This window comes from Desulfovibrio sp. SGI.169, assembly GCF_050313595.1.
Lineage (GTDB): Bacteria > Desulfobacterota > Desulfovibrionia > Desulfovibrionales > Desulfovibrionaceae > Desulfovibrio.
The window spans coordinates 1-24,213 of the sequence record NZ_JBNPLS010000024.1 but is presented as its reverse complement, the minus strand read 5'-3'; the positions used below and the strand labels follow the sequence as shown (position 1 = coordinate 24,213).

General features: G+C 60.8%; 20 protein-coding genes. 6 read left to right on the top strand and 14 right to left on the bottom strand.

Going from position 1 to position 24,213, the window contains the following annotated elements:
* The 3 genes from dapF to ACQRA4_RS10950 all read right to left on the bottom strand — a co-directional run bounded on the left by dapF (position 1) and on the right by ACQRA4_RS10950 (position 1,692).
* Positions 1 to 870, bottom strand: coding sequence for a diaminopimelate epimerase (dapF, locus tag ACQRA4_RS10960; protein ID WP_427823118.1), 870 nt, complete (start codon positions 868 to 870; stop codon positions 1 to 3).
* 125 nt (positions 871 to 995) lie between these two features.
* Positions 996 to 1,397 carry an IS1 family transposase gene (locus ACQRA4_RS10955; RefSeq protein WP_427823117.1) on the bottom strand — a complete coding sequence of 134 codons (402 nt, stop codon included), beginning with the start codon at positions 1,395 to 1,397 and terminating at the stop codon, positions 996 to 998.
* A gap of 52 nt (positions 1,398 to 1,449) precedes the next feature.
* Positions 1,450 to 1,692: a transposase gene (locus ACQRA4_RS10950; RefSeq protein WP_427823116.1), complete on the bottom strand. Its 243-nt coding sequence runs from the start codon at positions 1,690 to 1,692 to the stop codon at positions 1,450 to 1,452.
* Between the two features lie 215 nt (positions 1,693 to 1,907).
* On the opposite strand from ACQRA4_RS10950, the gene ACQRA4_RS10945 reads away from it, so the two are divergent.
* On the top strand, positions 1,908 to 2,267 hold the full coding sequence (locus tag ACQRA4_RS10945; protein WP_427823115.1) for a hypothetical protein: 360 nt from the start codon (positions 1,908 to 1,910) through the stop codon (positions 2,265 to 2,267).
* Entirely contained in the window at positions 2,261 to 2,467 is a 207-nt protein-coding gene (locus ACQRA4_RS10940; protein ID WP_427823114.1) for a hypothetical protein, read from the top strand. The genes ACQRA4_RS10945 and ACQRA4_RS10940 overlap by 7 nt, the downstream gene beginning before the upstream one ends.
* A gap of 24 nt (positions 2,468 to 2,491) precedes the next feature.
* On the opposite strand, the gene bioA is transcribed toward ACQRA4_RS10940, so the two are convergent.
* The 6 genes from bioA to ACQRA4_RS10910 all read right to left on the bottom strand — a co-directional run bounded on the left by bioA (position 2,492) and on the right by ACQRA4_RS10910 (position 11,988).
* Positions 2,492 to 4,612 carry an adenosylmethionine--8-amino-7-oxononanoate transaminase gene (gene bioA / locus ACQRA4_RS10935; RefSeq protein WP_427823113.1) on the bottom strand — a complete coding sequence of 707 codons (2,121 nt, stop codon included), beginning with the start codon at positions 4,610 to 4,612 and terminating at the stop codon, positions 2,492 to 2,494.
* Positions 4,599 to 5,546 carry a biotin synthase BioB gene (gene bioB / locus ACQRA4_RS10930; protein ID WP_427823112.1) on the bottom strand — a complete coding sequence of 316 codons (948 nt, stop codon included), beginning with the start codon at positions 5,544 to 5,546 and terminating at the stop codon, positions 4,599 to 4,601. The genes bioA and bioB overlap by 14 nt, the downstream gene beginning before the upstream one ends.
* Before the next feature lie 129 nt (positions 5,547 to 5,675).
* Positions 5,676 to 6,077 carry a MucR family transcriptional regulator gene (locus ACQRA4_RS10925; RefSeq protein ID WP_427823111.1) on the bottom strand — a complete coding sequence of 134 codons (402 nt, stop codon included), beginning with the start codon at positions 6,075 to 6,077 and terminating at the stop codon, positions 5,676 to 5,678.
* 197 nt (positions 6,078 to 6,274) lie between these two features.
* Positions 6,275 to 7,018: a DUF4851 domain-containing protein gene (locus tag ACQRA4_RS10920; protein WP_427823110.1), complete on the bottom strand. Its 744-nt coding sequence runs from the start codon at positions 7,016 to 7,018 to the stop codon at positions 6,275 to 6,277.
* A 280-nt stretch (positions 7,019 to 7,298) separates the two neighbouring features.
* Complete coding sequence (locus tag ACQRA4_RS10915) at positions 7,299 to 10,817, bottom strand: tetratricopeptide repeat protein (protein WP_427823109.1); 3,519 nt, start codon at positions 10,815 to 10,817, stop codon at positions 7,299 to 7,301.
* Positions 10,818 to 10,899: 82 nt separating this feature from the next.
* The gene (locus ACQRA4_RS10910) at positions 10,900 to 11,988 is read right to left on the bottom strand and encodes a sigma-54 interaction domain-containing protein (protein WP_427823108.1); all 1,089 of its coding nucleotides are present in this window, start codon (positions 11,986 to 11,988) and stop codon (positions 10,900 to 10,902) included.
* Between the two features lie 122 nt (positions 11,989 to 12,110).
* Here ACQRA4_RS10910 and hrpB point away from each other — a divergent pair, with 122 nt between their 5' ends.
* Positions 12,111 to 14,756 (top strand): ATP-dependent helicase HrpB, encoded by a 2,646-nt coding sequence (gene hrpB, locus ACQRA4_RS10905; RefSeq protein ID WP_427823107.1) that lies wholly within the window; start codon positions 12,111 to 12,113, stop codon positions 14,754 to 14,756.
* Positions 14,757 to 14,768: 12 nt separating this feature from the next.
* Here hrpB and ACQRA4_RS10900 read toward each other — a convergent pair whose 3' ends face one another.
* The 3 genes from ACQRA4_RS10900 to ACQRA4_RS10890 form a co-directional block, all read right to left on the bottom strand.
* A complete protein-coding gene (locus ACQRA4_RS10900) occupies positions 14,769 to 15,608 on the bottom strand; it encodes an EamA family transporter (RefSeq protein ID WP_427823106.1) in 840 nt (279 codons plus the stop codon).
* 498 nt (positions 15,609 to 16,106) lie between these two features.
* Positions 16,107 to 17,201 (bottom strand): DUF362 domain-containing protein, encoded by a 1,095-nt coding sequence (locus tag ACQRA4_RS10895; protein ID WP_427823105.1) that lies wholly within the window; start codon positions 17,199 to 17,201, stop codon positions 16,107 to 16,109.
* An 85-nt stretch (positions 17,202 to 17,286) separates the two neighbouring features.
* Entirely contained in the window at positions 17,287 to 18,411 is a 1,125-nt protein-coding gene (locus ACQRA4_RS10890; protein WP_427823104.1) for an alanine racemase, read from the bottom strand.
* 292 nt (positions 18,412 to 18,703) lie between these two features.
* On the opposite strand from ACQRA4_RS10890, the gene upp reads away from it, so the two are divergent.
* Positions 18,704 to 19,330 carry a uracil phosphoribosyltransferase gene (gene upp, locus ACQRA4_RS10885; protein ID WP_427823103.1) on the top strand — a complete coding sequence of 209 codons (627 nt, stop codon included), beginning with the start codon at positions 18,704 to 18,706 and terminating at the stop codon, positions 19,328 to 19,330.
* Positions 19,331 to 19,357: 27 nt separating this feature from the next.
* Positions 19,358 to 20,617, top strand: a complete 1,260-nt coding sequence (locus ACQRA4_RS10880; RefSeq protein WP_427823102.1) for a uracil-xanthine permease family protein — start codon at positions 19,358 to 19,360, stop codon at positions 20,615 to 20,617.
* Between the two features lie 77 nt (positions 20,618 to 20,694).
* Here the strand turns inward: ACQRA4_RS10880 and ACQRA4_RS10875 are convergent, their stop codons facing one another.
* Together ACQRA4_RS10875 and ACQRA4_RS10870 are read right to left on the bottom strand one after the other, a co-directional pair.
* Complete coding sequence (locus ACQRA4_RS10875; RefSeq protein WP_427823101.1) at positions 20,695 to 20,904, bottom strand: transposase; 210 nt, start codon at positions 20,902 to 20,904, stop codon at positions 20,695 to 20,697.
* 597 nt (positions 20,905 to 21,501) lie between these two features.
* Positions 21,502 to 22,707, bottom strand: coding sequence for an HlyD family secretion protein (locus ACQRA4_RS10870; protein ID WP_427823100.1), 1,206 nt, complete (start codon positions 22,705 to 22,707; stop codon positions 21,502 to 21,504).
* A gap of 404 nt (positions 22,708 to 23,111) precedes the next feature.
* Here ACQRA4_RS10870 and ACQRA4_RS10865 point away from each other — a divergent pair, with 404 nt between their 5' ends.
* A complete protein-coding gene (locus tag ACQRA4_RS10865; RefSeq protein ID WP_427823099.1) occupies positions 23,112 to 23,834 on the top strand; it encodes a hypothetical protein in 723 nt (240 codons plus the stop codon).
* The last annotated feature ends 379 nt before the right edge of the window (positions 23,835 to 24,213 follow it).

The window sequence follows — 24,213 nt, the reverse complement described above, 5'->3', positions numbered from 1 at the left end:
TCAAATAAAATATACGCCTTCAAAAACTGTCACTGCGCCGCCCGTCATATAGACGTGACCGTCGTTCTTGTCCCAGTCGATATGCAGCACGCCGCCCCTGAGCTCCACATCCAGCGAGCGGCCCGTATGACCGTTGAGCACGCTGGCCACCGCCGCGGCGCACGCGCCGGTGCCGCAGGCCAGGGTTTCTCCCGCGCCGCGCTCCCAGACGCGCATTCTGATTTTATCGGAGGAGATGACCTCCACAAATTCCGTATTAGCGCGCCTGGGGAAAATGGGATGGTGCTCGAATTTCGGCCCCAGGCAGGGCAAATCCAGCTCATCAATGTCGTCCATGAAAACCACCGCGTGCGGATTGCCCATAGATACGGCGGTGACGGCATAGGTGCGGCCATCCACCTCTACCGGGCGGGCAATGAAGCGCTGCGGGTCTTCGCCCTCGGTCAGGGCGGGCGCGACCAGCACGGGAACGCGGTCGGGCGCGAATACGGGTTCGCCCATATCCACGGTGGCCCCGCGAACCTCGCCTGCCTCGAGGAGCAAGCGGATTATCTTGATGCCCGCCGCTGTCTCCAGGCGGATAACGTCCTTGTTGACGATGCCGTGATCGCGCGCGTACTTGCCCACACAGCGGGTGGCGTTGCCGCACATCTCGGCTTCCGAGCCATCGGCATTGAACATGCGCATGCGCAGATCGGCCACAGCAGAGGGCAAAATCAGCACCAGGCCATCAGAGCCCACGCCGAAATGCCGGTCGCTGATCCTTCTGGCCAGCTCGCCGGGGTTATCCACGCGCTCCGCAAAGCCGTTCACGTAAACGTAATCATTGCCGATTCCCTGCATTTTTGTGAAATGCAATCCCGCTGTCATATGGAAACTCCTTCCCTGTCGTCAGCGCGCTGCGCGCCATGCCCGGCAGGTTAATTTAGTAACCGTAGCCTTATTTTATAGCCTGAAAAATATTTAATGTAAAGACAGAGGCTTCACGGAGATATTCACTTTAATAATGATAAAACTTCTTCAATATTGCCGTTAATTCGAAATCGTTGAAATAACGTCAGAGATTTATTCAATATATCCAGGGAACGAGTAACAATTTTTGTCCGGCGTCGGAATCGCCCAAGCCAGTGACGCTTTAAGGCATTATTCTGTTCTATTTTGAAGGTATTTTGTTTCCCTTGTTGCAAGCGTTGACTTCCCACACCATCGGCATAACATACATAAAAATCGGAATATGCTCTTTTGGCTCGCCATAAATCAAGCCTGTCGAAAAATTCAGTTAAGGTTTTGGAACTACGATCACCACATTGCCAGCCGATAAATTTTCGAGTGTTATGATCAATAGCTTTCCAGATCCGGATGTAATCTTTTTTTAGTAATATATGAAACCATTTCATCGACTTCTATTTCTTCTACATTGGATTGAGGTTCATTATTTGCGGCAAATTTTCATAAAACATATTTATCCATCGCATGACGCTTTGGGTACTCAACACGACAATTTTTCCAATCATATTTCATGGACAAGCCCGAAAGATAAAGAACGAGAGCGAGGACTTCATCCTTCATTGGTTTTCCATGAGGAGTTTCCCGCGTAAACTGGGATCCACATTGCTTGCATTCGTAGCGTTGAGTTCCAGCTATAACACCATTTTTTGTGAATGCCTCGGAACCACATTTACGACAATGCACCTTGCCATCTCCTGTTTTTTAGAGATAGCCTAAAACCAAATATTTGTCATTATGAAAGTGAATATCTCGCTTCACATCAACATAGCGGAGTTCCGAAAAGACATGACCGGCATCGCCCTCTGCGGCGCAAAATCCTCACGGCGCCGACGGCGCGTTTTCACTTGCCAGAAGGGCTGTTCTGCCCCATGCTGACAAAAATAGCCCAAGGAGCAGGCATGCGCTTTCGTCTCTGTCGTGACAGGCTGGAACTGGAATTGCGCGTTCTGAGAATGGGGCGTGATCTTCAGGTGGCGCTGAGCGGCGGCACGGCCCATCTGGGGGCCGTGGCCCTGGCCGCGCCCGGCGCGGCTGAAGCGGATGCGCTTGTTCTGCCGGGGCACAGAGAGGATCAACTGGCCCGGCGCATGGCCCGGCGCATGGCTGACGCTCTGGGTTGCGCCGTCTGCGTCAGCGCGGGCATCCATTACGCCGACATCAGCAAAGAAGAGATCGCCGCCGTGGAGCGTCTGACCGAAACGCTGACTGAACAATGTCTGGCCGCCCTGGCGGCGAAACAGAAGGATGAAGCATGCTGACTGTCAATGATCTGGAAGAACTGGAAAACTATATACGCTCCGGCCAACTCGAAGCCGACTTCAAGGAAGGCTGCGAAAAGGACCGTTTTTACCTGCTGGAACTGCTGGAAAAACTCATGGATGTGGCCGAACTGGCCGACGCCGCAGCCACACGACTCATCTTCAGGGGGTTGCCCGTGCCGCCGCCCCCCGCCGAATAAGCCCCGGCCCGCGACGCGAACGGGTCAGGCCTCCGTTTTGCGCGTCCCCCGGCGCACGGCTTCTTTCACGGCCGCGCAGAGCCGGGAAACATCCGCGAGAGGGCTCACATAGGGCGGCATGAGGTAGATCAGGCGGTTGAACGGCCTGATCCAGACGCCTTGCTCCACAAAGCAGGTCTGCAAGGCCGCCGTGTTCACGGGCTGTTCCATTTCCACCACGCCGATGCCGCCCAGCACCCGCACATCCGCCACGCCGGGCAGTTGGCGACAAGGCTCCAATCCCTGACGCATGGCCGCCTCCAGACCAGCTACCTGCGCCTGCCAGCGGTTTTCATCCAGAATGTCCAGAGCGGCCCCGGCCACGGCACAGGCCAGAGCATTAGCCATAAAGGTGGGGCCGTGCATGAAAACCCGCCCGTCCCGGCAGATGCCCCGCGCCACATCGCCGGTGCAGGCGGTGGCCGCCAGGGTGAGCACGCCGCCTGTCAGGGCCTTGCCGCAGCAGAGAATATCCGGGCTGACTCCGGCCCACTCTGCGGCAAAGAACTTTCCGGTGCGGCCGAAACCGGTGGCGATTTCATCAAAAATCAGCAATGCGCCAGCCCGGCGGCAAAGCGTCGCCAGACCGCGCAAATAGTCAGGATGGTAAAACCACATGCCCCCCGCGCCCTGCACCACAGGTTCCAGAATCACGGCCGCAATCTCCGCGCCGTGCCGTTCCAGCGCGCGGCGGGCGTCATCCAGGCTGGCCGGGTCAAAGGGCCTGTCAAAACGGCAGGAGGGCCGCTCCACAAAAATCTGTTGCGGCAGCAGGCCGGCAAACAGGCTGTGCATGCCCGTCACCGGATCACAGACCGACATGGCCCCCAGCGTATCGCCGTGATAGCCGCCGCGTGGCGTCAGAAAGCGGGTACGCCGCGTCTCTCCCCTGCCCTGCTGATATTGAAGGGCCATTTTCAGCGCCACTTCCACCGCCACGGAACCGGAATCAGCAAAAAAGACACGCTCCAGCCCCGAAGGCATGCGTCGCAGCAGGCGCTCAGCCAGCTCCACCGCCGGGGCGTGCGTCAGGCCGCCAAACATCACATGCGGCATGCGACCGGCCTGAGAACGCAGGGCCGCAAGCAGACGGGGGTGATTGTAGCCATGCGCCGCCGACCACCAGGAGGACATGCCGTCGATCAACTCCCGTCCGTCAGTCAAAATGATACGGTTGTCATGGCTGCGCCGCGTCGCGCACAAAGGCGGCAATGTCACGGCGGAGGCATAGGGATGCCAGACCGCGCCGTGGTCGCGCGTCACCAGGTCGGCGGCCGGTTGATCGCGCGTCTGTCGCATGCGGTGGCGCAGTTTTTCCGCCAGAGGCGACAGCTCTTCGGCCAGACGCCGCCAGGCCGCGCTATCCAAATTCGCCAGGCGGGGAAGCTCCAGCACCGGCGCGTTACAGTCGAACTGCGCCAGCCGCGCGCGCAAAATCCGGGGGTTGTCGGCCAGAATGCGGGTCTCATCCTCATCCGGCGCGCCCGCTGTGGCAGAGCGCGCGGCGATCAGGGTCAGCGCCGCCAGGCGCAGCCCCCTGTCGCGCAGGGCGGCCAGAGAAAGCAGCGCATGGTTCAGCGCGCCCAGGCCGTTGCCGCCCACCAGCAGCACGGGCAAATCCAGAGCCGCCATCAGATCAAGCATGTCCTCCCGTTCGTTGAGAGGCACGCACAGCCCGCCCGCGCCTTCCAGCAGCAAAACATCCGCCGCGCCGTTCAGGCGCTCCCAATGTTTCAGGACATCCTGGGCCAGCTCCGCCGCTTCCAGGCGCTCGCCTTCGCACGCTGCGGCCAGATGAGGCGAAGCGGGCAGAGAAAAACGCCGCAGCACAGATGCGGGAGCCAGATCCGGCACAGGCGGCAGATCGGCCACAGCCGCCGCGTACACCCGCGCATCAGCCTGCTGCGCGACATATTCCTCTCCCGCGGGCACACCGGTCTGTACGGGCTTTACGGCCTGAGCCGCCACCCCCGCAAGGCGCAATGCGCGCAGCAGAGCGGCCGTAAAGACGGTCTTGCCCACATCCGTGCCGGTGCCGCCCACAAATAGCGCGCAGAGAGGACGCGCCCCCGGCAAAACGCCGCCCGAGCGGTCAGCAACGCGCATATCCGCCAGCCTCCAGCCCCTGAGCCGCAATCATGGCCAGGTCTTCTTCAATGCCCTGCCCGTGCGTGGTGAGATAATCGCCGGTCATCAGGGCATTGGCGCCGGCGGCGAAAATTTCATGCTGCCGGCCCCCCAGGGTTATGGGGCGCCCCCCACAAACCCGCAACGTGGCCTCCGGCAGAATATGGCGAAACAGGGCAATAATGCGCAAGGCCTCACCGGCGGAAAGAACCTTTCGCCCCGCCAGCGGCGTTTGCGGATGGGGATGCAGAAAATTCATGGGCACATGGCGGACGCCCAGTTCCTTGAGACTGAATGCAAAGGCTATGCGCTCCTCCCAGCTTTCACCCAGGCCGAACAAGCCGCCGCTGCATACCGTCAGGCCGGCGCGCCGGGCCCGGAGCACCGTATCACGACGCTGTTCCCAGGTTTGGGTGGTGCAGACGCGCGGGTAATGGCTTTGCGCCGTTTCCAGATTATGATGATAGCGGGTAAGGCCGACCCCGAAGAGCTGTTCAAGCTGAGACGGACTCAACCGCCCCAAGGAAGCGCAGAGGCGGGGCCGCACCGCATCCGGCAATGCGGTCAGCACGCGGCGCAAACGCGCCAGTTCCTCCTCGCTGAGCGCCGCTCCGCTGGTGACAATGCCGATATGATTCACCGGCAGGGCGGCCAGTTTCAGAATGCGCTCACGCAATGTCGCATCGGGCAGAAGCTCAAATACGGCTATGGGCGTATGATTATGGCGGCTCTGGGAGCAGAAGCGGCAGTCCATGGCGCAATTGCCGCTACGGGCATTGATGATGGCGCAAAGATCCACCACGCGTCCGAAAGTCGCCTCACGCAAACGCGCGGCCTGTTCAAAAAGCCGGGCGTCGGGCAGCGACAAAAGCGCCAGAGCCTGGGCGGGCGTCGCCGCCGGGGGCGTATTCATTCCATCTACCTTTGAATGTTATTTGCGTCTGCCGATACAAGGCCCGGCGGCCAGCGCCATACAGATCCGGCGGGCATGCCGCAGCATATAAAAAGCCCGCCGTACAGCGGGCTTCATGGCGTATGGGCCTTACTTGGCCGCTTTGCGCCGCTTTTCCCACAGCTTCATGTCTTTCATCTTTTTGCGGCGCTCGCGCTGCAAAGCCTTGCAAACCAGCGGCGCGTCTTTCTTGAAGCCCCATTTTTCCCTGTACTGGGCGGTATCCATGCCGTGGCTGGCCAGATGCCGCTTTGTCAGAATCTTGAAGCTCTTTCCGCATTCAAGGCAGGTAACGGATTTCTCTTTTACAGACTTGCGGGCTTCCAGAGCCATTTCAGCGCTGTCAAGCTCCACCGGCGCTTCGCCTTCGGCCACCGCCCGAATGCCCACCGCCACCTTCTGAATAAAGGCAGCGATTTCTTCTTCAGTCATAACCCGGACACCAGCCTGGGCGCGGGTGATTTCCAGCGCCTCTTTCAAATAATCGTCCATTGCCCACCTCTCGCTTGTGGTTATGTTTTTGTTGTCAGCGCGACACACGGCGTCTTGAGCCGTAAAAACCGCGCGTCAGAACAGTTTCCGCCTCGCCCTGTCATAGGGTGGCTTACCATACACACTGGCTCATGACACGTCAATTGTATTATTCTCTATTGACCGTGCCTCAGCTTTTTTTCCCATTCATAACCACATTAATTATCATTGAAAAAGTCGTATTGGGATACGGTCCCGAGAAAACTCTCATCCATGTAGCGCCAGCGCACGCCTTGCGCGTAGTCCTGACGCAACGGAGAAAGGTCGGCGGACGCCGCTTTCACAATGAAAATTTCCCGCGCCCGCTGCTCAAAAGTTTTGAGGGCATCCGCCGCGCCCAGAGGCAGCGCTGAAAGAGATTCCATACCTGCGGGAAGCGGCTCACGATATTCCATGATGATTTTATCATTATTAAAATTGTAACGGGCCGCAAAACCACGAACCAGCCAGCGCGCGGGACGGTCTTCCGAAATCGCGCCAGCCGCCAGCGCGCCAAAGGGATCGCGGTTGCCTTCCACAATATAGGTGCAGGCCTGATAGCCCACGCCGTCAAAAACCTCCACCCCCTCATCCACGCTGAACGGGCGGCGCATTATGCCGTCCCAGTACCAGCCATAGGGCACCTCGGCGTGAGCCACCACGGCCATGGGGCTGCTGCCGCCCGCGCCATAGACCGCAAGCCATACGCGAATGGGCAGGCCGCCCGCCATGCTGCTGGTCAGATTGGCCGAACCCCGCCCCGCCGTGAGCAGGGGCATGTCTTTGGCCTCCAGGGCAATGGCCGGGCGCGCGGTGGAAACATAGGCGGAACCGGCCATGCCGCGTTGCTGCGCGGCGTTGCAGCCAGCCATCAGCAACATCAGAACCGCTATAACGAAAAAATGCATACGCTTCATCATCATGAGGCAATCCTCCAAACCGACGCCGTCTGTGGCGGGATAAACGCCGGGCAACAATTTTCGCCATCAAGGCATTCTCACAGAGTGAAAATGTCTTGCCGGCAGCGGGAACCGGCAGTCGCCGCAAGGCGCAAACGCCGCTGCGGGCAGGCCTTTGAACTTTGACGTTGCAAAAGTCAAAGCCAGTATTTCTTGGAAAGGATATGCCAAGACCCGGCGACTGGCAATCATCATCAAGAACGACAGCGAGGGGAAAGGCAAGAGTAAAACAAGCGGAGCAAACTTACTGTTGCTCCGCTTGTTGTTGGGGGTCTTGCTGATTGCTCATTGACCATGACCAGTTGGATTCTCGTTGTGCTGCATGTCGCTGCTGGGGCTGTTCCTGAGGTGATGTCGCCCCCGGCGTGGATGCCTGCTGCCGGGGCTGTTGCTGGTTCGAGGCTGCTTCCGGCATGCCTGGCTGTTGCTGGCGCGGCGTTGCCTCCGGCATGTTTGCCCGCCGCTGGGACTGTTGCTGGCGCGACGTTGTTTCCGGCATATATGACTGCAGATCGCGCGAAACCTCAAAAGTGCGCAATTCACCGGACGCTGCGGCGGCAAAACTGGAATCGGGAAAGCGCCGGACAATATCCTCCAGCAGGGCCTGAGCGCGATTGGCGTCGCCCAGTTTGCGGTAAAGGCGCGCCTCCCGGAAGCGCAGCCCGGGATATTCCGACGAAGTGTCCGGCACAAAGGTTTTATAGCGTTTTACCCATTGCAGAGCTTCTGGAATGCGGTTGCCTACCTCGCAGATATCCATCAGAGCGGCCACGGCCTCCTTGATGCGCTGCGGATCGGCCTTGTCGGAGCGCTCGTCCTGCAGTCGGGTGAAAAGATCGATGACCTTGCGGTTCAGCTCGTACGACTCCTTGATGTCCTTGCGGTTTTCCGCGTCCCGCGCCAGAAAATATGTGGCGTAGGCCTGCTGGTAGAGCGGAATGTCGTCGCGTGCCGCCAACTGCCTCCACATGACCAGCGCCGGGCCCGTCAGATTCAGATTCTGGGCGGAAAGCGCCAGAGCGTAATCCAGCTGCTTGCGCAACTGGGGCTTCATGTTCCAGGAGGAAACCAGTTTGCCCAGATCCATAATTCTGTCCCAGGCCCCGGCCTGGAGGTAACGGTTGAAAAATTCCGTGAACGCCGCCTCGCCATACTGCGGGTCCATGGGAGACCGCAAAAACCCTCCCAGCAGTTCAAAAGCCTTCTTCTCGTTGCCGCGCTCCAGCCAGCCCTGGGCCAGGGCGTAGCGCAGGTTCGGATCAGGCTCGCCGTGGCGTTCGCGCACCAGAGGAAAACCGTTCCACAGGATGAGAATGCGACCGTAATTCTGCTCGGCCAGAGAATTATTGAGCTCTTTCTGAAAAGCCTGCCAGATGATTTCACGGGCCTGCGGCACATCGGGGTGTTCGGGATAGCTGTCGATAAATTCCGCCGCCTTGCCCATGGCCTCGGTGTACTGCTTGTCCCAGAACAGCCACATGGCCTGCTTGAGCCGCGCCAGAACAGCCTCCGGCGCTGTTTTTGAAGACGCGGCCAGTTCACTGTATATCCGCCACAGCGGCGGCTCCCCGCCTTTCGTGAAGACCGGACTCATTTGCTCATAGGTGAGGGGCGAGTCATAGATGCCCTTTTCCACAAGGCGCAGCCTGGCCGTGGACGCCAGGGGCGAGTCCGCAAAGCGGCGCGCCAGTTCGCGGTAAATGAAATCAGCGGCGGCGTTCTTGCCTTTGCGCAGATAAATATCGCCCATTTTGAGCAGTATTTCGTCATTGCCCTGGCGGCCCGGATCCAGATTGGTATAAAGCCAATAGAGATCCAGCGCCGCGTCCGTTTTTTGCAAAATTTCGCTGTTGCCCGCCTGCAGCAGCAGAAAAGAAGGTTCATCAATGTAATAGCGCGGCCAGCGTTTGCTGATGAAGTCCAGAATAATCTGGGCCTTGTCATGCTTTTTCTGGTTGAAAAGCGCCTGCGCCAGCCCCACGGATGCGGTCTGGAGGTAGGAAGATTCGGGATATTTGTCCAGCACGATGGAAAAGGATTGCTCGGCCTCGGCATTGAGCCCGCGCTTGAGCTGTTCCCTGCCCAGCGCGGTAAAGCCCTGCGCCACGCCGGGATAATCGGGATAACGCCGGAACAGGGCCACAATATAGCCGCCCGCGTCAACCAGATTGCCCACGTTGGCGTTGGCAAGCCCCAGGCGCAGCAGCGCGTCGGGCACGCGGAGAGAACGCAGATTGGCGTTCATGGCCTCGCTGGCGGAGGAAACAATAGATTCATAGCCCGCCAGAGGGTTGTCCGCATAGCGCGCCCAGAGGCAGTCGCTGATGTAATAGAGCGCCTTTTCCCGCATCTCAGGCGTGATGTCAGTCAGCGCGCGGATCTTCTCCAACTGCGGCAGGGCTTCGTCAAACTTGTTTTCGCCAATCAGCCGTTCGGCCTCGGCCAGCATCTTGTCCGGCTCAGGCGGCTTGGGCACGGGGTTTCCCTGTTCATCCACATAGATGACTTCCCGGGGCTTTTCCGCCGCGTTTTCCTTTTTTTCAGTCTGTTTTTCGCCCACCGGCAGCCCCTCAGGCCTGGTGTTCACCCTGCCTGAAGCTTCTGGCCCCGTATCCGACGCCTGCGGCGCGACCGTCTGCTCCGCCACGGGCGGCGCGGGCGCGGCCGGATTTTCCGCAGCGGGCTTTTCTTCGGACGCTGCAGAGAGCGCATCAGGCGGAGCGGACTGCGCCGGGACGGCGCTTGCAACATCTGACGCGCTCCGGGAGGTCGGCGCAGGCGCATTCGCGCCGGCTTCCCCTTCAGCGCTGGCGTCTGCCGGCCGGGCCTCAGCCGTGCTTTCCCCCGACGCGGCGCTTTCGTCGCCATTTGCTGGCAGGGTCGTCGTGGAAAGCCCGCCGGTTTCCGGCCATGCCTCCGGCCCCCCCGCGTTGATCCTGCCGCGCAAATCCTGACGGGAGAGCATCACCCCCCTGTCCCCCAATTCTTTGGGGCCGCTGTTTTCCGGAACAGCGGCGGCAAAAGCCGGCGAGGACCAGAATCCGGCCTCGGCGGCGGGCGTCGCGAAATCGGGCACGGCGCGTTCTTCATGAGAAAGGGAAGCTTCAGAGGGCAAATCGGCCAGCTCCGTCAGACGGGAATACGGCACGGCGTGCAGACCGTTCAGCCGGCGGCGCAAAAGCGCATCCGCGCTGTGCCCGGCCGCAGCGGACGCCAGACTTCCATTCTCCCTGTTCCGGGAGGATTGTGCGCTGACCGGGGCCGCCAAAGACTCGGCGACAGAGGGGGCCGCGCCTGTTTTGTCGGAAGCGGCAAAAAATTCCAGAGCTATCTTGTCGGGCGCGGGACGGGTCAGCGTATAATTGACGACAGCCGGGGAAAGGCGGATGCGCAACCGCGCGTCACCCGCGCCGCCGTGCAGCGCCAATGAGCGCAAAAGAGCGTCGGGCGCGGGCGCATCCCCGGCCTGACGCAAGGAAACGACCGGGCTGTTCAGCCTCAGCTCCAGATCAGTGGCGCTGACGCGCGCCACGCTGCGGGCCTGATCCGGGCTGTCCAGCACCAGAATCAATCGCCCGGCGCTTGCGCCGGGCGCCCACTGCCAGAGCATGGCCCATGCCTGCTCAGGACGGCACAGAAGCATGAACAGCAGCAGACAGAGCCACGGCAGCGACCGGCGCGGCGCGCCCCCCACAACGGCGCTATGAGGCCGGGACAGACCGGCGACCAGACTTTTCTTCACTGACGTGCAAAGGTTAAACATGGCGGATCAAACATCCACACCACCCCATTAACCAAATCAATGCAAAAAATATGCCTCAAAAAAATGACGAAAGAGAACCGCATCAGAGATTGCGTTTTTTGAGCTTTTCAATGAGAGTGGTGCGCTTGATGCCCAGGTATTCGGCAGCCTGGTTTTTCACGCCTTCGGCCCGGTTCAGCGCCTCGTCGATGAGGCGGCTTTCCACGGCGTCCAGAAAATCCTTGAGATTCAGGCCATGGGCCTCCAGCACGGCCAAGTCCGGCCAGACAAAATCGCCCGATTGCGACGCGGCGCACGGCGCTTCCGTGGGCGCGGACGCGGCCGGCACAGCCTGCGCGGACGGCGCGGCAGCCTCCGGCGCGCCCCGCTCTTCCACTTCGGGCAGCGCCGAAATGTCGCCCACCTGATCCAGAATCTTGCGCGGCAGATCCGACGGCTGAACCACAGCGCCGTCCACCAGAATGCTCAGGCGCTCCATGAAATTTTCCAGCTCGCGCACATTGCCGGGCCAGGCGTACGCGGCCAGCACGCGCCGGGCGTCCGGGGCCAGCCCCAGCGGCGGGCGGGCTTTCTTGCGGCAGAAATGATCCAGAAAATGCCGGGCAAGCAGCAGCACATCGCCGCCGCGCTCGCGCAGAGGGGGCAAATGCAGGGGAATCACATTCAGGCGGTAATACAGGTCTTCACGAAAGCGCCCCGCTTCCACCTCGGCTTCCAGATCGCGGTTGGTGGCCGCCACAATGCGCACATCCACCTTTTTGCAGCCGCTGCCGCCAACGCGTTCGATTTCCTTTTCCTGCAGCACGCGCAGTATCTTGACCTGAAGGCTCAAATCCATCTCGCCGATTTCATCCAGAAAAATGGTTCCGCCGTCAGCCAGCTCAAAACGGCCCGGCCTGGAACGGATGGCGTGCGTAAAGGCGCCCTTTTCATGGCCGAAAAGTTCGCTTTCGAGCAATTCCTTGGGGATGGCCCCGCAGTTGATGGGCACAAAGGGTTTGTCAGCGCGACGGCTGTTGGCGTGCAGGGCGCGCACCAGCAATTCCTTGCCTGTTCCCGATTCACCGGTTACAAGCACTGTACTGTCAGTGGGAGCCACCTTGCCGAGTATTCTGAATACGTCGGCCAGCGTGGTGCTTTGGCCGATAATGCCGCTTGTGTTTAGCTCCATGAACCTTCCCCGCTTACAGAGCCTTTCAGGTGTCAATACACTGACATGTGTTGAATTGCCAGTAAAAAAACAGGATGTCATCGGTTTTTGTCACGCTGCCGCGATCTTTTCCCCTGACGACCATGAACCAGCATTCTTCCAATACCTCCCGCAACGCTGAAACGCCTGTTTTGCCGTGCTGCCCCCTCTGGCCTCCCTGCCCGGCGGATGAACTGCGCCCCGATTTGATCCGCCTGCTGGAGCACGGCAACAGCCTTGTGCTCAGCGCGCCGCCCGGCGCGGGCAAAAGCAGCCGTGTGCCCCTCTGGCTGCTGGACGCGACATGGCTGGCGGGCCGCAAGATTCTGCTGCTGGAGCCGCGCCGCGTCGCCGCGCGCGCCCTGGGCCGCTACATGGCCCAGCTGCTCGGCGAAAAGCCGGGCCAGACCGTGGGCTGGCGCATGCGGGAAGAAAGCGTCATCGGTCCGGCCACCCGCATTGAAGTCATCACCGAAGGCGTGCTGACCCGTCTGCTGCAGGCCGACCCGGAACTGCCACAGGCGGCCTGCGTGATCTTTGACGAGTTCCACGAACGCTCTCTCCAGGCTGATCTGGGTCTAGCCCTCTGCCTGGAAAGCCGAGCGGCCCTGCGACCTGATCTGCGGCTGCTGGTCATGTCCGCCACGCTGGATGTTCAGGCAGTGGCGCATCTGCTGGGCGACTGCCCCGGCCTGAACTGCGCCGGGAGCGGCTTTCCGGTGGAAACCCGCTGGCTGCCGCCGCGCGGAGCGCAACAGCGTATGGGGCCAGAACTCTGGCGGCACACGGCGTCGATAATTCTTCAGTTGCTGCGGGAAGAAAAAGGAAGCCTGCTGGTTTTTCTGCCCGGTACGGGCGAAATACGGCAGGTAACTGCGCTGCTGGAAGGGCGTCTGCCGCCGGATGCCCGACTCTGCCCGCTGCACGGCAATCTTTCCGCCCGAGAACAGGACGCGGCCATTGCCCCGGCGGAAGCCGGCACGCGAAAGGTGGTTCTGGCAACCTCCATTGCCGAAACCTCCCTGACCATTGAGGGCGTGCGTCTGGTGGTGGATGCGGGGCTGGAACGCGAGGCGCGTTTTGATCCGGCCCGCGGCCTCAGCCGTCTGGTCACCAGGCGCGTCACCCTGGCGGGCGCGACCCAGCGCGCGGGCCGGGCGGGCCGTATGGAGCCTGGCATCTGCTGTCGCCTCTGGGCCAGAGAAGAAGAAAACGGCATGCGCCCGCAGACCCGTCCCGAAATTCTGGATGCCGACCTGAGCGGTCTGCTGCTGCAACTGGCGGTCTGGGGCGCTGTCGGAGCGGACGGCGTGGCCGCCCTGGCCTGGCTGGACCAACCGCCCGCCGCCGCGCTGGCCGTGGCGCGACAAACCCTGCGCGACCTGGGTGCGCTGGACGAAAACGGCCGCGCCACCAGCCTGGGCCGCAAGATGGCCGCTCTGCCTTCCAGCCCGCGTCTGGCGCGTCTTTTGCTGTACGGTCGGGAGCGCGGGCACGCGGCTCTGGCCTGCTGCCTGGCGGCGCTGCTGGAAGACCGTGATCCACTGCCGCGCTCAGGGCCAGATGCCGGCGGCGCGGGATGCGACCTGGGCCGCCGCCTGGACTGGCTCTGCCGCGGCCCTGATGCGCCGGAAAAAACGCGCTTGCGGCGACAGGCCCGGCGTCTGGCCCATGCACTGGATATCAGCCGGCGGATTTTCGACGCCGCGCTGGCGGATCAGCATGCCGCCGGGGCGCTGCTGGCTCTGGCCTGGCCGGAATGGCTAGCTCAGCGCCTTTCCGACGATGCCGGGCCGACGGGCGGGCAATCCGGCGGACAGGCGACGGTTCACTTTCTGCTGCGTTCGGGCCGGGCCGCGCAACTGCCCCGGGGCGATCCCCTGGCGCGCCATGATTTTCTGGCTGTGGCCGCCATCTCCGGCGGCGGCCCGCGCGGGCGCATCCATCTGGCGGCGCCCTTTGACCGCGCGTGGCTGGAAGAGCTCTTTGGTCATCAAATCAGCAACCAGGATCGCGTCAGCGTTTCCGCCGATGGCGTGGTACAGGCCCGCCGAAGGCAAATGCTGGGCAGCCTGCCGCTGCGGGACGTTCCCTTGCCCCGCCCGGATGCCGCATCCCGCATCCGGGCCTTATGCGCATACCTCCGCCAAGACGAGGGCCGGAATCTGGCCCGTCTGCCCTGGACTGACGAAAGTCGTCAATGGCTGGCGCGGGTGGCGCTGCTGCGTGAACTGGACGGAGCCCCCTGGCCCGATCTCAGCGACCAGGCCCTGTTGAAAAATCTTGAAGACTGGCTGGGCCCCTGGCTGGCAGAGTGCGCCGCGCTGCGCCAGCTGACGCCCGGTCGTCTGCTGGAAGCCCTGCGCGCGCAACTGCCCTACCCCCTGAACCGGCGGCTGGAGAGGGAAGCACCCAGCCACTGGCAGACGCCATCGGGCGCGCTGCGGCCCATTGTCTACGGTGAGGATGGCGGCCCCTGGCTGGCCGCCAAACTGCAGGAACTCTTCGGCTGCGAAGAAAGCCCGCGCATCGCGCAGGGCCGCACGCCCCTGACCTTGCGGCTCAATTCCCCGGCGGGGCGGCCCTTGCAGATCACGCGTGATCTGGCCCATTTCTGGCGCAACGGTTATCAGACCGTGCGCGCGGAAATGCGGGGCCGCTACCCCAGGCATCCCTGGCCGGAAGACCCGCTTACGGCTCCGGCCACGGCCCTGACCAAGAAAAAACTGGCGGCCAGGGGCAAGCCCTGAGCATCCGCGCCGTCAGCCCAGGCGCAGCGTCACGGCCCCGCCCATGACCAGCAGAATGGCCAGCAGCCGAACCGGGGAAAGCTTTTCGCCAAGAAACATCACGGCCATGAGCATGCCGAAAATAACCGATGTTTCGCGCAGGGCCGCCACCATGGCGATGGGGGCCGCGGTCATGGCCCAGATGGCGATGCCGTACGAGCCCAGCCCGGCCAGTCCGCCGCCGAGGCCAACCACGGCCCGCCTGCGCAGATACCGCAGATAGTCTTTGCCGTAGCGCCCCAGCACATAAAAATGCAGAGGAAAGATATTCAGAAAGAAAATCCAGCAGGCGTAGCCCACTCCGTCGCCGCTGGCGCGCGCGCCGTAGCCGTCTGCAAGGGTATAGCCCATGATGACGAAGGAGGTGCGCAGAGAGTACAAAACCCCTTTAAGACCGGCCTTGCGGCTGAACTTCTGCTCCAGAGCAAGGGTCAGGATGCCCGAGCACAGCAACAGCGCGCCGCCCCAGCCGGCCGGACTCAACGGCACGCCGAGCGCGCAGAGCGCCAGCGCCGTGAGCATGGGCGCGGCGCCGCGCATGATGGTGTAGCCCAGAGAAAGGTCGGCCACCTTGTAGGCGGCCGCGATGCACAGATAATAAGCGAGATGGCAACAGCAGGAAAGGGCCAGAAAGCCCCAGACGCTTTTGTCCGGCAGAGGCAGAAAAGGCAGCAGGCAGAGCGCGCCGAGGCCGCCGCCCAGCGCGTTCATGGCTGACTCGTAGAGCTTGTTGTCCCCGCCTTTGACGATGATGTTCCAAGAGGCATGCAGCAGGGCAGCGCCGAGCACAAGCAGAATGATCTGGCCGGACATGAAGGCTCTCCACCTTGCAATAAAACGGATACGAAAAACCGTTGCGTGCATGCGCCCGCGCGGGCGTTGCGCAAGATCGCAACCACCTCATGACAGGTGGTTCGTTCTTTGTCTCAGTCGCTTTGCTCCTTCGACTGGCTAGAGTCAGGCCCTGTTAATGCGCTGTTGGTCAGGGGTGTCGCTGGTTGCTTCCGCCGCAATTCTCCGTCAAAAACGGCCTCTTTCGCGCTGGCCGCGCCACTTTGCGTATTTTGTCGGTCATGCGCATGAGTGCACTCCCTCCAAAAATCGCCCATTTTCTTGCCGGCGCAAAAAATTCCTGTTTTTTTGGGGCCTGTTGTGGCGACAGCCCCCGCCCTTCGCTCCGCTTCGGGCGGTGAGCGGAAAAATCTCTCTTTTTACCGACAAACAAAACCCATAACCTATTTTTTAATGGGCCTGGCCTAAAGCCCTTGAAGAATCCGGCGGCGGGCCTGACCGCCCGCCGCCGGCTCAGGGCTATATTTTTTCCAGCCTGTATTCGCGGCTGCCCAGGCCGATCTCCTCACCATAGCTCAGTTGGACATCACCGCGCGTATTGGGCCAGCGGGCCGTGAACTTGTCGGGAGCGCCGTCGTCCAGCCCGGCATCCAGGCTGGGGGCCTTGTTCACAAGGTCAAAACATGCCTGATCCAGAGCCACGGGGTCGGTGGAGGCCAGGATGCCCAGATCAGGCGCCAGGGGGGCGTCGCTCCAGCCCACGCAGTCACAGTCCGGCGTGATGTTGAGCAGGAAGTTGATGTAGCATATCCGCTTCTGGCGGCCCTTGACCACGCCGTAGGCGTATTCGGTCAGGCGCTCGATAAAGGGGGTCATTTCCGTGGCCCAGTCAATATTGACGGCCTTCACCGGGCAGACCGTGATGCATTCAAAGCAGCCGATGCAGCGCTCCACATTCACCTGGCTCTTTTTCTTGTGCAGGCTCAGGGCTTTTTGCGGACAGGCCCTGACGCACTTGCCGCAGCCCACGCACGTCTTTTCATTTATCTGCACATGGGTCGCGTGCTGATCTTTTTTACCGCGCACCGAAGCGCCGCCCATAGCCAGATTTTTGATGGCCCCGCCGAAACCGGCCATCTCGTGCCCCTTGAAATGCGACAAAACCACCATGGCGGGCGCGCGGCGAATTTCCGTGGCGATGTGGACTTCCCTGAAATGCTTGCCCCTGATGCGCACGGACGCGTCATTCTCGCCGTACAGGCCATCGGCCACAATCACCGGCGCGCGCACCACAGAGGGCGCGAAGCCATGCATATAGGCCGTCTGAAGGTGATCCACGGCATTGTGACGGCTGCCGGAATACAGGGTGGTGGTATCCGTCAGAAAAGGCTTGCCCCCCGCATCCATTACCTTGTCCACCACCTGACGCACAAGCGTGGGGTTGAGATGTGTGTCATTGCCGTATTCGCCGAAATGGAGCTTGATGGCCGCAAGCTCATTCTTCTTGATGACTTTTTTCAGTCCTACAGCGTCGCAGAGGCGGGCCACCTTGACAAGTTTGCTGTTTTCGTGGGAACGGCTGTGTATATCCGCGTAATAAACGATGGAAGGCATAGGCTATCTCCTCCAGTAGATGTGTTTTTTATTCTGGCACGATCATATGCTCCAGGCAAGCGGGGCAAAGAGCCGCCGACACGGATCACCAGCCCCGGCAACGTGACCATAGCCCCGTGACTTCATCCCCCCGACAGACATGGTACACATCAAAGGCGGCGGCGGTGGCGCAGGCGTGCGCCGGCAGGATGCGCACTTGCGCGCCCGCGGGCAGGGACGGGCATAAGCCTTCGCGCGCGGCGATGACGCCGTGCTCCTGATTGGTTTCCGCCACACGCAGGCCGGGCAGAAGCCTGCCGTCCACATCACAGACCAGGCCATAGCCATCGCGGGCGAAGCGGTCCGGAAGACCCGCGTCACGCGAAAGAGCCATCCAGCCGGCGTCCACCACCAGATGGCCGCTGTCCTTCCGGCGGCCAATGACCGTGCAGAGCACTGACAGGGCAATGTCTTCCACCCGACAGACGCCCAGCCCGGCCATGACCATATCCTGAAACATGTAAACTCCGGCCCGCACTTCGCTGACGCCCGTGAAATCTCTGCCGAAAAAGGCCGTGGGCGTGGAACCCACGCTGACCGTCGGGCAGCGATGCCCGGCGGCGCGCAACCGCCGCGCCGCGCCCACGGCCGCGTCTCGCTCCTGCCCGGCCAGGGCGGCAAAGGCTTCCGGCCCCGGCTTGGCCAGGTCATAGGCCGAACCGGCGTGGGTCAGCACGCCCAGCAGGTTTTGGCCGGCCCCGGCCAGAATGGCGGCGCACTCCAGCAGTTCCGGATCATCGGGGCGCAGGCCGGAACGGTGGCCGTCACAATCTATTTCCAGCAGCAGGTCAAAAGTGTGCCCGCGCTCTCCGGCAAAGGCCGCCAGCATGCGGGCATTCTCCGCGCTGTCCAGCAGCAGCGAAAGGCGCACGCCCCGCTCGCGCAGCAGCATGGCCCGCGCCAGCTTGGCCGGCGCGATACCCACGGCGTAACAGATGTCTACAACGCCACGCTCCGCGAAATATTCGGCCTCCGCCAGGCTGGAAACGGTGATGGGCCCCTGCGGAGAGGCCATGCACAGCCGCGCGACATCCATGCTTTTGCATGTCTTGCAGTGCGGCCGCAAGGCCACATTCAGAGCATGCAGATGTTCGTCCAGCCGGGTGATATTGCGGCGCAGGCGAACTTCATCCAGAAGCAGAGCGGGGGTCGGCAGATGCTTTATGCGCACAGGCGTTCCTTTTTGTTCTCCACAGCTCATTGCATGCAATCGCCCATGAGCCTTCATAAAATGATTCCGGGCCGATTGCGGACGGTGTTGCCGTGTCAGGCGTTCAGGCGAACCGCCTACCGTAAAAGCCGCCATCTGTAAACCAGTTGGGCTTGCCGCAGCTCCAGAAGGCCACCGCGCGCCCTTCCCGCCTTGACACTCCCGCCATGGCGGCATAGGTTATGCAAATTGAGAATTGCAGTAAAAACAACTTATTATATTCTCAGCATCCTTTTCTCAGGAGGTGGGAGTCATGGCTGTCTATGTGGTAGATCATCCTCTTGTGCGCCATAAACTGGGCATCCTGCGCATGGCGTCCACTTCCACCCGCGAATTTCGCATTGTGGCCAATGAGGTGGCTCGCCTCCTTATTTATGAGGCCACAAAAAACTTCCGCACTGAAAAACATGCCGTGCAGGGCTGGGCCGGGCCGGTGGAAGTGGAGGCCATTTCTGGCAAAAAGGTGACCGTAGTGCCCATTTTGCGGGCGGGCCTCGGCCTCATGGACGGCGTGCTGGACATGATTCCCGGCGCAAAAATCAGTGTGGTGGGCCTCTACCGCAATGAAGCCACGCTGGAGCCGGTGGAATATTATGTGAAACTGGCCAAGGATCTGGAGCAGCGTCTGGCCATCATTCTGGACCCCATGCTGGCCACCGGCGGTTCCTTGACAGCCGCCATCGAACTGCTGAAAAAACACGGCTGCCGCCGGATATGCAGCCTTAATCTGGTCTGCGCGCCTGAAGGCATCGCCAGGGTCGAGGCCGAACACCCGGATGTGGACATTTATACCGCGGCCGTGGACAGCCATCTCAACGAAAACGGCTACATTATTCCGGGCCTGGGCGACGCCGGAGATCGCATTTTCGGCACGAAATAGCATAATCACATACATGGGGGCGGGCGCATGCATGCGGGCAGCGGGCAACACGGCGGCACAGGCGTCACTTACAACTTTCGTTTCAGGGACTGTCTGCTGGGCGCGCAAATGCTTTTCGTTGCCTTCGGCTCCCTGGTGCTGGTGCCGCTGCTCACCGGTCTGAACAGCAATGTGGCGCTGTTCACCGCGGGTGTGGGCACCCTGATTTTTCAGATATGCACCCGCGGCAAGGTGCCTGTTTTTCTGGCCTCCTCCTTTGCTTTCATAGCGCCCATCATCTACGGCGCGCAAACCTGGGGCATGGCCCAGACGCTGGGCGGGCTTTTTTGTTCCGGTCTGATCTATGTTTTTCTGAGCCTGCTGATCCGCTGGCGGGGTATGGCAATCATTCTGCGCCTGCTGCCCCCCATCGTCACCGGCCCGGTGATTGTGGTCATCGGTCTGGTGCTCGCGCCCGTGGCAGTAAACATGGCGCTGGGCAAAAGCGGCGATGGCGCGCAACAACTCGTGCCGGAAAATACGGCCATGATCATTTCCATGGCCTCCCTGGCGGCTACCGTGCTGGTTTCACTGCTGGGGCGGGGCTTTTTACGGCTGGTGCCCATTCTCTGCGGCATTGTCGCGGGTTTTGCCGCGTCTCTCGCCCTGGGCGTGGGCGGTTGGGAAAAGGTGCTGGCCGCGCCCTGGCTGGCTGTGCCCGCCTTTGCCTTTCCGGAATTTTCCCTGGAACCCATCCTGTTTATCATTCCAATCACCCTGGCCCCGGCTATTGAGCATTTCGGCGACATCATCGCCATCAGTTCCGTCACCGGCAAGGATTATCTCAAAGATCCCGGCATCAAAAGCACCATGCTTGGCGATGGCATCGCCACCATGGCCGCCTGCGCCGTGGGCGGGCCGCCCAATACCACATATTCCGAAGTCACCGGCGCGGTGACTCTGACCCACGCTTTCAACCCCGCAGTGATGACCTGGGCCGCGCTCTGCGCCATTCTGCTCTCTTTTCTTTCCAAACTGGGGGCTTTTCTGAGTTCCATCCCCACGCCGGTCATGGGCGGAATCATGATTCTGCTTTTCGGGGCCATCATGGTGGTGGGGCTGAATACCCTGGTGCGGGCCCGCGAAGATTTGATGGAAGCGCGCAACATGGTCATTGTGGCCCTGATCATCATTTTCGGCGTGGGCGGCATGCAGTTCAACATCGGCTCCTTCAAACTGGGCGGCATCGGCCTGGCCGCCGTGACCGGCGTGCTGCTCAACCTCTTCCTGCCCCGACGGCGGGAATGAACAGGGGAAAATACCGGCGCGCGGTCGCAGACCGTGAGCTGAAGCCTGAAGTCAGGGCGAAGTCTTTTTAGGCCCTGCTAACAAATTATCTTTAGCCAGTTTTTAATAGCGGCCAAATGAATGAAGGCCTCATAATGGGATGCCGTCTTGTCATATCGGGTCGCCATTCGGCGATTTTCTTTCAATTTACCGATAAAACGCTCTATCAAATTTCGTTGTTTGTATATCGCATGGCAAAAATCGAGTGACTGCAAGCTGTTGCCCCGCTTGGAAATCACGGGACGCATCACTGGTCCCCAATCCCCCACGAGAGCGCCCAGCGCCTGACTTATTCCCCTTTTTTTGAGGCGCCGGATGCATGCCTGTGGGCTCGGACGACTGGCTATCCATGAAGGCTATTTTTACCTTCAGAACATTTGCCTTTTGCAAGCGCATGAGAATTTTCCATAAAATTCCCCGCTCCACCCATCTTTTGTAACGCATAAAGTCCGCCATCCAATGTCCAAAATATGGAGGAATCGCCCGTCACCGGCATTCTTCGCGCAAAATATGGAAGAGCGCATCCAAAACCTGACGATCATTTATGGCAGGTTTTCTCCCCCCTGGATCACGCTTTTCTTTGAGTATTGGCTCTATAAGGACAAATTTTGTTCATCAGTGAGTGTTTGGCATCTTTCCATTCGTCCATACTACGCAAGGGAAAATATCTTGTAAACTATTTGTTAGCAGAATATAGTTTTGGATTGCCCGACGGACTGCCTGAGTCGTGCGGGCGCAACGTGTAGTATTTGTCCCATAGTTTCTCCTTTAGGCAATGAGGTATTTCCATACCCTCATAACATGGGACTGTACACCTAACCAACAGCTATTAAAAGGATCTGACTCTAAAAGCCGCTGAAGCCCAGAATAGTGCGGGTTCTGATCACGCAGTCCACCGGCTCGCCCGGCGTCAGGGCGACGGACGGCGGATCGTCAAGCGCGATCTTTACGGGGAGAAAAAGTGCCGCGCCGCGTACCTCAGCCCCCTGGGCCTGCGACGTCATTTTTTGCACCGCCGCACGCGCCTGTCCATCCGGCGGAGGTTGGGGCGCAAGCACTTCAGCCACCGTGCCGCTCAGGCGCGCGCCGTCGGGCCTGAGCCTGATGTCGCAGGCCTGTCCCGCCTTGACGGACTTTCCGTCCGCCAGAGAAACATAAGCCCGCACCCAGTATGCCTGGGCCGCATCCGCGCCATCCGGCAGAATCAGCAGCACGGGTTCGCCGCCCTGCACCATCTGACCCGGCGTGGCGCCGCCCCGCAGCACGCGGCCGCTTACCGGTGCATAGAGAACGCCATCCGCCTGGAAGGGCAGCGGCGCGGAGGCGCGGGCGCTTCCCGGCGCGGCGTAACGGTTGCGTGAAGCCAGTTGCCTGGCCCGCAGCACTTCGTCACGAATCCGGCCCAGTTCCTGTTCCATAGCCGCGCGCATGCGGCTGACCCGCTCAAAATCCGCCTTGGCGTCTTCCATGCGGGCGCGCGCCTCCGCCTCGGCCCTTTGCGCCGCCGCATAGCGGCTTTTACCCGCCGCGCGCTCCCCGCCCTGGCTGTTCAGGGCACGCAAATCAAGCTGGGCCCGCACATGCGCGACAACACGCTCTTCACGCTGGCGCCGTTTGGCTTCTTCCTCATGCCGGGCCTGGGCCAAACGCGTCACCATATCTTTTTCCGCCTCCTGCGCCTGCCGGAGCCGACCAGCCATCTCCTCCATATTCGGGGGACGCAGGGATGCCGCTTCCCGTCCGGCCTCGTTCAGACGCCGGGCGTACCCGCCAGTGTCCATACGCCCCACGGGCTGACCCGCAGCGACCATATCGCCCTCGCGCACATCCAGCGAGTCCAGCCGGGCCGAAAATTCCGGCGACACCGTATAGACCATGCCGTCCAGCATGGCCCAGGCCCCGGCCACCCGTCCGCCGTCCAGCCACCACCAGCCAGCGGCCAGCAAAAAGCACAGTGCCGCCAAAAAGGCCACAAGCCGCAAGCGGCGGATCAGCCCCCCCATTGAGGGCTTTTTCCGCGCGGGCATTTCCAGATACAGAGCTTCCGCCATACATGCCTCGGCAGATCAGAATGTCAGAAAAAGAGAACTGAAAAAAATATGCAGATATTGTACCAGCGCCGAACTGGCGTCTAATTGCAAAAATTCTGCGCGGAATTTTTGCGGGATCGTTCGCGAAAAAACGTGGTTTTTTGCGAATGAACCCGGCTACGCCGCCGCAAACCCCTTGCGGATTTTGTAGTGTCTGCTTTTGCACGTAGACACGAGCTCTCTTTACAAGCCCGGGCGGGGCGCATACAAAGGCGTGTTTTCCAGGGGCGCGCGGGATGGCCCGGCAGGCATGCCCAGACGGCGCAGCCGGGTTCATTCGCAAAAAGCAACGCCTTTTCGCAAACGATTCCGCAGAAATTTTTCGCATGATTATACGAAGCTTTTTTGCAGACGCAGGAGAAACCATGTCCCCCATGTTCATAGCGCGTTTTTGTGCTCTGCTCTGTCTGGGCGGCGTATTGTCCGGCTGCGCCACCCGCCCCGTGATCGTGGTGGAAAAAGAGGAATTCGTCCAGATGGCCCGGCATATGCCCAGGGAACTCCAGGCCCGCCGCCTGCTGGACAAGGACGGCTCCTATATGGCGTCCTTTTCTCTGGCGGCTTTCAGCAACTACGGCGAAACGCTTTTCCGCAAGCTCTCGCCCTCTTTCATGTTCGGCGATGCAGGGCATGTCTATCTGGGGGAAAACTTTGCCGCCACCCTCCAGCCTGACAGCCGGGTCACACGCCGCCCCAACGGTTTCAGCATCAACCACGCCACCCAGAGGCTGACCGTCAACATGGTGGCCATTGCCGACTGGAACAATGACGGCGAAGATGAATGGATTGTCTCCTGCTTGGTGGAACCCAGGGTGGGCGGGCGCGCCCGCACCTACTATGTGCTTGTGCCGCCGCCGCGCAACGAGGGCGAAGCCCTCAAGGGCACGGTGGCCGCTGTATGGGAATGCTTTGGCCTGGCCTGCAACCTCTATGTGCGCGACAGCAAGGCCATTGAGCGGGCCGCCGCCGACCCCCTGCTGCCCGCCACAGAGATACAGGATGTGGTGCCCGGTTTGCAAACCGTCACCGAACCGCCAGAAAAAAATCAGACCGGCAAGAATGACGGTCTGGAAGAGCGTAGCCTGTAATTTACGGCGTGTCGCCGCCTTCAGACACGGGGCTCTTTCCCGCTCGGAAACGTCACAGACGGATGCACGCCGCGTCAGCCTGCGGCGTTTCCACTTTTTGCCCCCGTTCTCAGCTTGACGTGGAAGCGCGGATTTATGGCAACCTGCTCAGACGCCCGCGGGCGGCCTTAATGAATTTTTGAATCTCTCAATTAAACGTATAGTATGGCAATATAAAATGCGGGCGGCCTTAATGAATTTTTGAATCTCTCAATTAAACGTATAGTATGGCAATATAAAATTTTGAATACTTACATCAAGACAATCGGCATATCACAAAAACATCATTTCAATCATTGTCCACAAATTATTTGCACAAATTTCAATAAATATAAATTTA

Excerpts from the sequence above, each read along its gene's own strand:
- dapF (WP_427823118.1), bottom strand. The coding sequence starts at position 870 with ATGACAGCGGGATTGCATTTCACAAAAATGCAGGGAATCGGCAATGAT.
- ACQRA4_RS10955 (WP_427823117.1), bottom strand. The coding sequence starts at position 1,397 with ATGAAATGGTTTCATATATTACTAAAAAAAGATTACATCCGGATCTGG.
- ACQRA4_RS10945 (WP_427823115.1), top strand. The coding sequence starts at position 1,908 with ATGCGCTTTCGTCTCTGTCGTGACAGGCTGGAACTGGAATTGCGCGTT.
- ACQRA4_RS10940 (WP_427823114.1), top strand. The coding sequence starts at position 2,261 with ATGCTGACTGTCAATGATCTGGAAGAACTGGAAAACTATATACGCTCC.
- bioA (WP_427823113.1), bottom strand. The coding sequence starts at position 4,612 with ATGCGCGTTGCTGACCGCTCGGGCGGCGTTTTGCCGGGGGCGCGTCCT.
- bioB (WP_427823112.1), bottom strand. The coding sequence starts at position 5,546 with ATGAATACGCCCCCGGCGGCGACGCCCGCCCAGGCTCTGGCGCTTTTG.
- ACQRA4_RS10925 (WP_427823111.1), bottom strand. The coding sequence starts at position 6,077 with ATGGACGATTATTTGAAAGAGGCGCTGGAAATCACCCGCGCCCAGGCT.
- ACQRA4_RS10920 (WP_427823110.1), bottom strand. The coding sequence starts at position 7,018 with ATGATGATGAAGCGTATGCATTTTTTCGTTATAGCGGTTCTGATGTTG.
- ACQRA4_RS10915 (WP_427823109.1), bottom strand. The coding sequence starts at position 10,817 with ATGTTTAACCTTTGCACGTCAGTGAAGAAAAGTCTGGTCGCCGGTCTG.
- ACQRA4_RS10910 (WP_427823108.1), bottom strand. The coding sequence starts at position 11,988 with ATGGAGCTAAACACAAGCGGCATTATCGGCCAAAGCACCACGCTGGCC.
- hrpB (WP_427823107.1), top strand. The coding sequence starts at position 12,111 with ATGAACCAGCATTCTTCCAATACCTCCCGCAACGCTGAAACGCCTGTT.
- ACQRA4_RS10900 (WP_427823106.1), bottom strand. The coding sequence starts at position 15,608 with ATGTCCGGCCAGATCATTCTGCTTGTGCTCGGCGCTGCCCTGCTGCAT.
- ACQRA4_RS10895 (WP_427823105.1), bottom strand. The coding sequence starts at position 17,201 with ATGCCTTCCATCGTTTATTACGCGGATATACACAGCCGTTCCCACGAA.
- upp (WP_427823103.1), top strand. The coding sequence starts at position 18,704 with ATGGCTGTCTATGTGGTAGATCATCCTCTTGTGCGCCATAAACTGGGC.
- ACQRA4_RS10880 (WP_427823102.1), top strand. The coding sequence starts at position 19,358 with ATGCATGCGGGCAGCGGGCAACACGGCGGCACAGGCGTCACTTACAAC.
- ACQRA4_RS10875 (WP_427823101.1), bottom strand. The coding sequence starts at position 20,904 with ATGCGTCCCGTGATTTCCAAGCGGGGCAACAGCTTGCAGTCACTCGAT.
- ACQRA4_RS10870 (WP_427823100.1), bottom strand. The coding sequence starts at position 22,707 with ATGGCGGAAGCTCTGTATCTGGAAATGCCCGCGCGGAAAAAGCCCTCA.
- ACQRA4_RS10865 (WP_427823099.1), top strand. The coding sequence starts at position 23,112 with ATGTCCCCCATGTTCATAGCGCGTTTTTGTGCTCTGCTCTGTCTGGGC.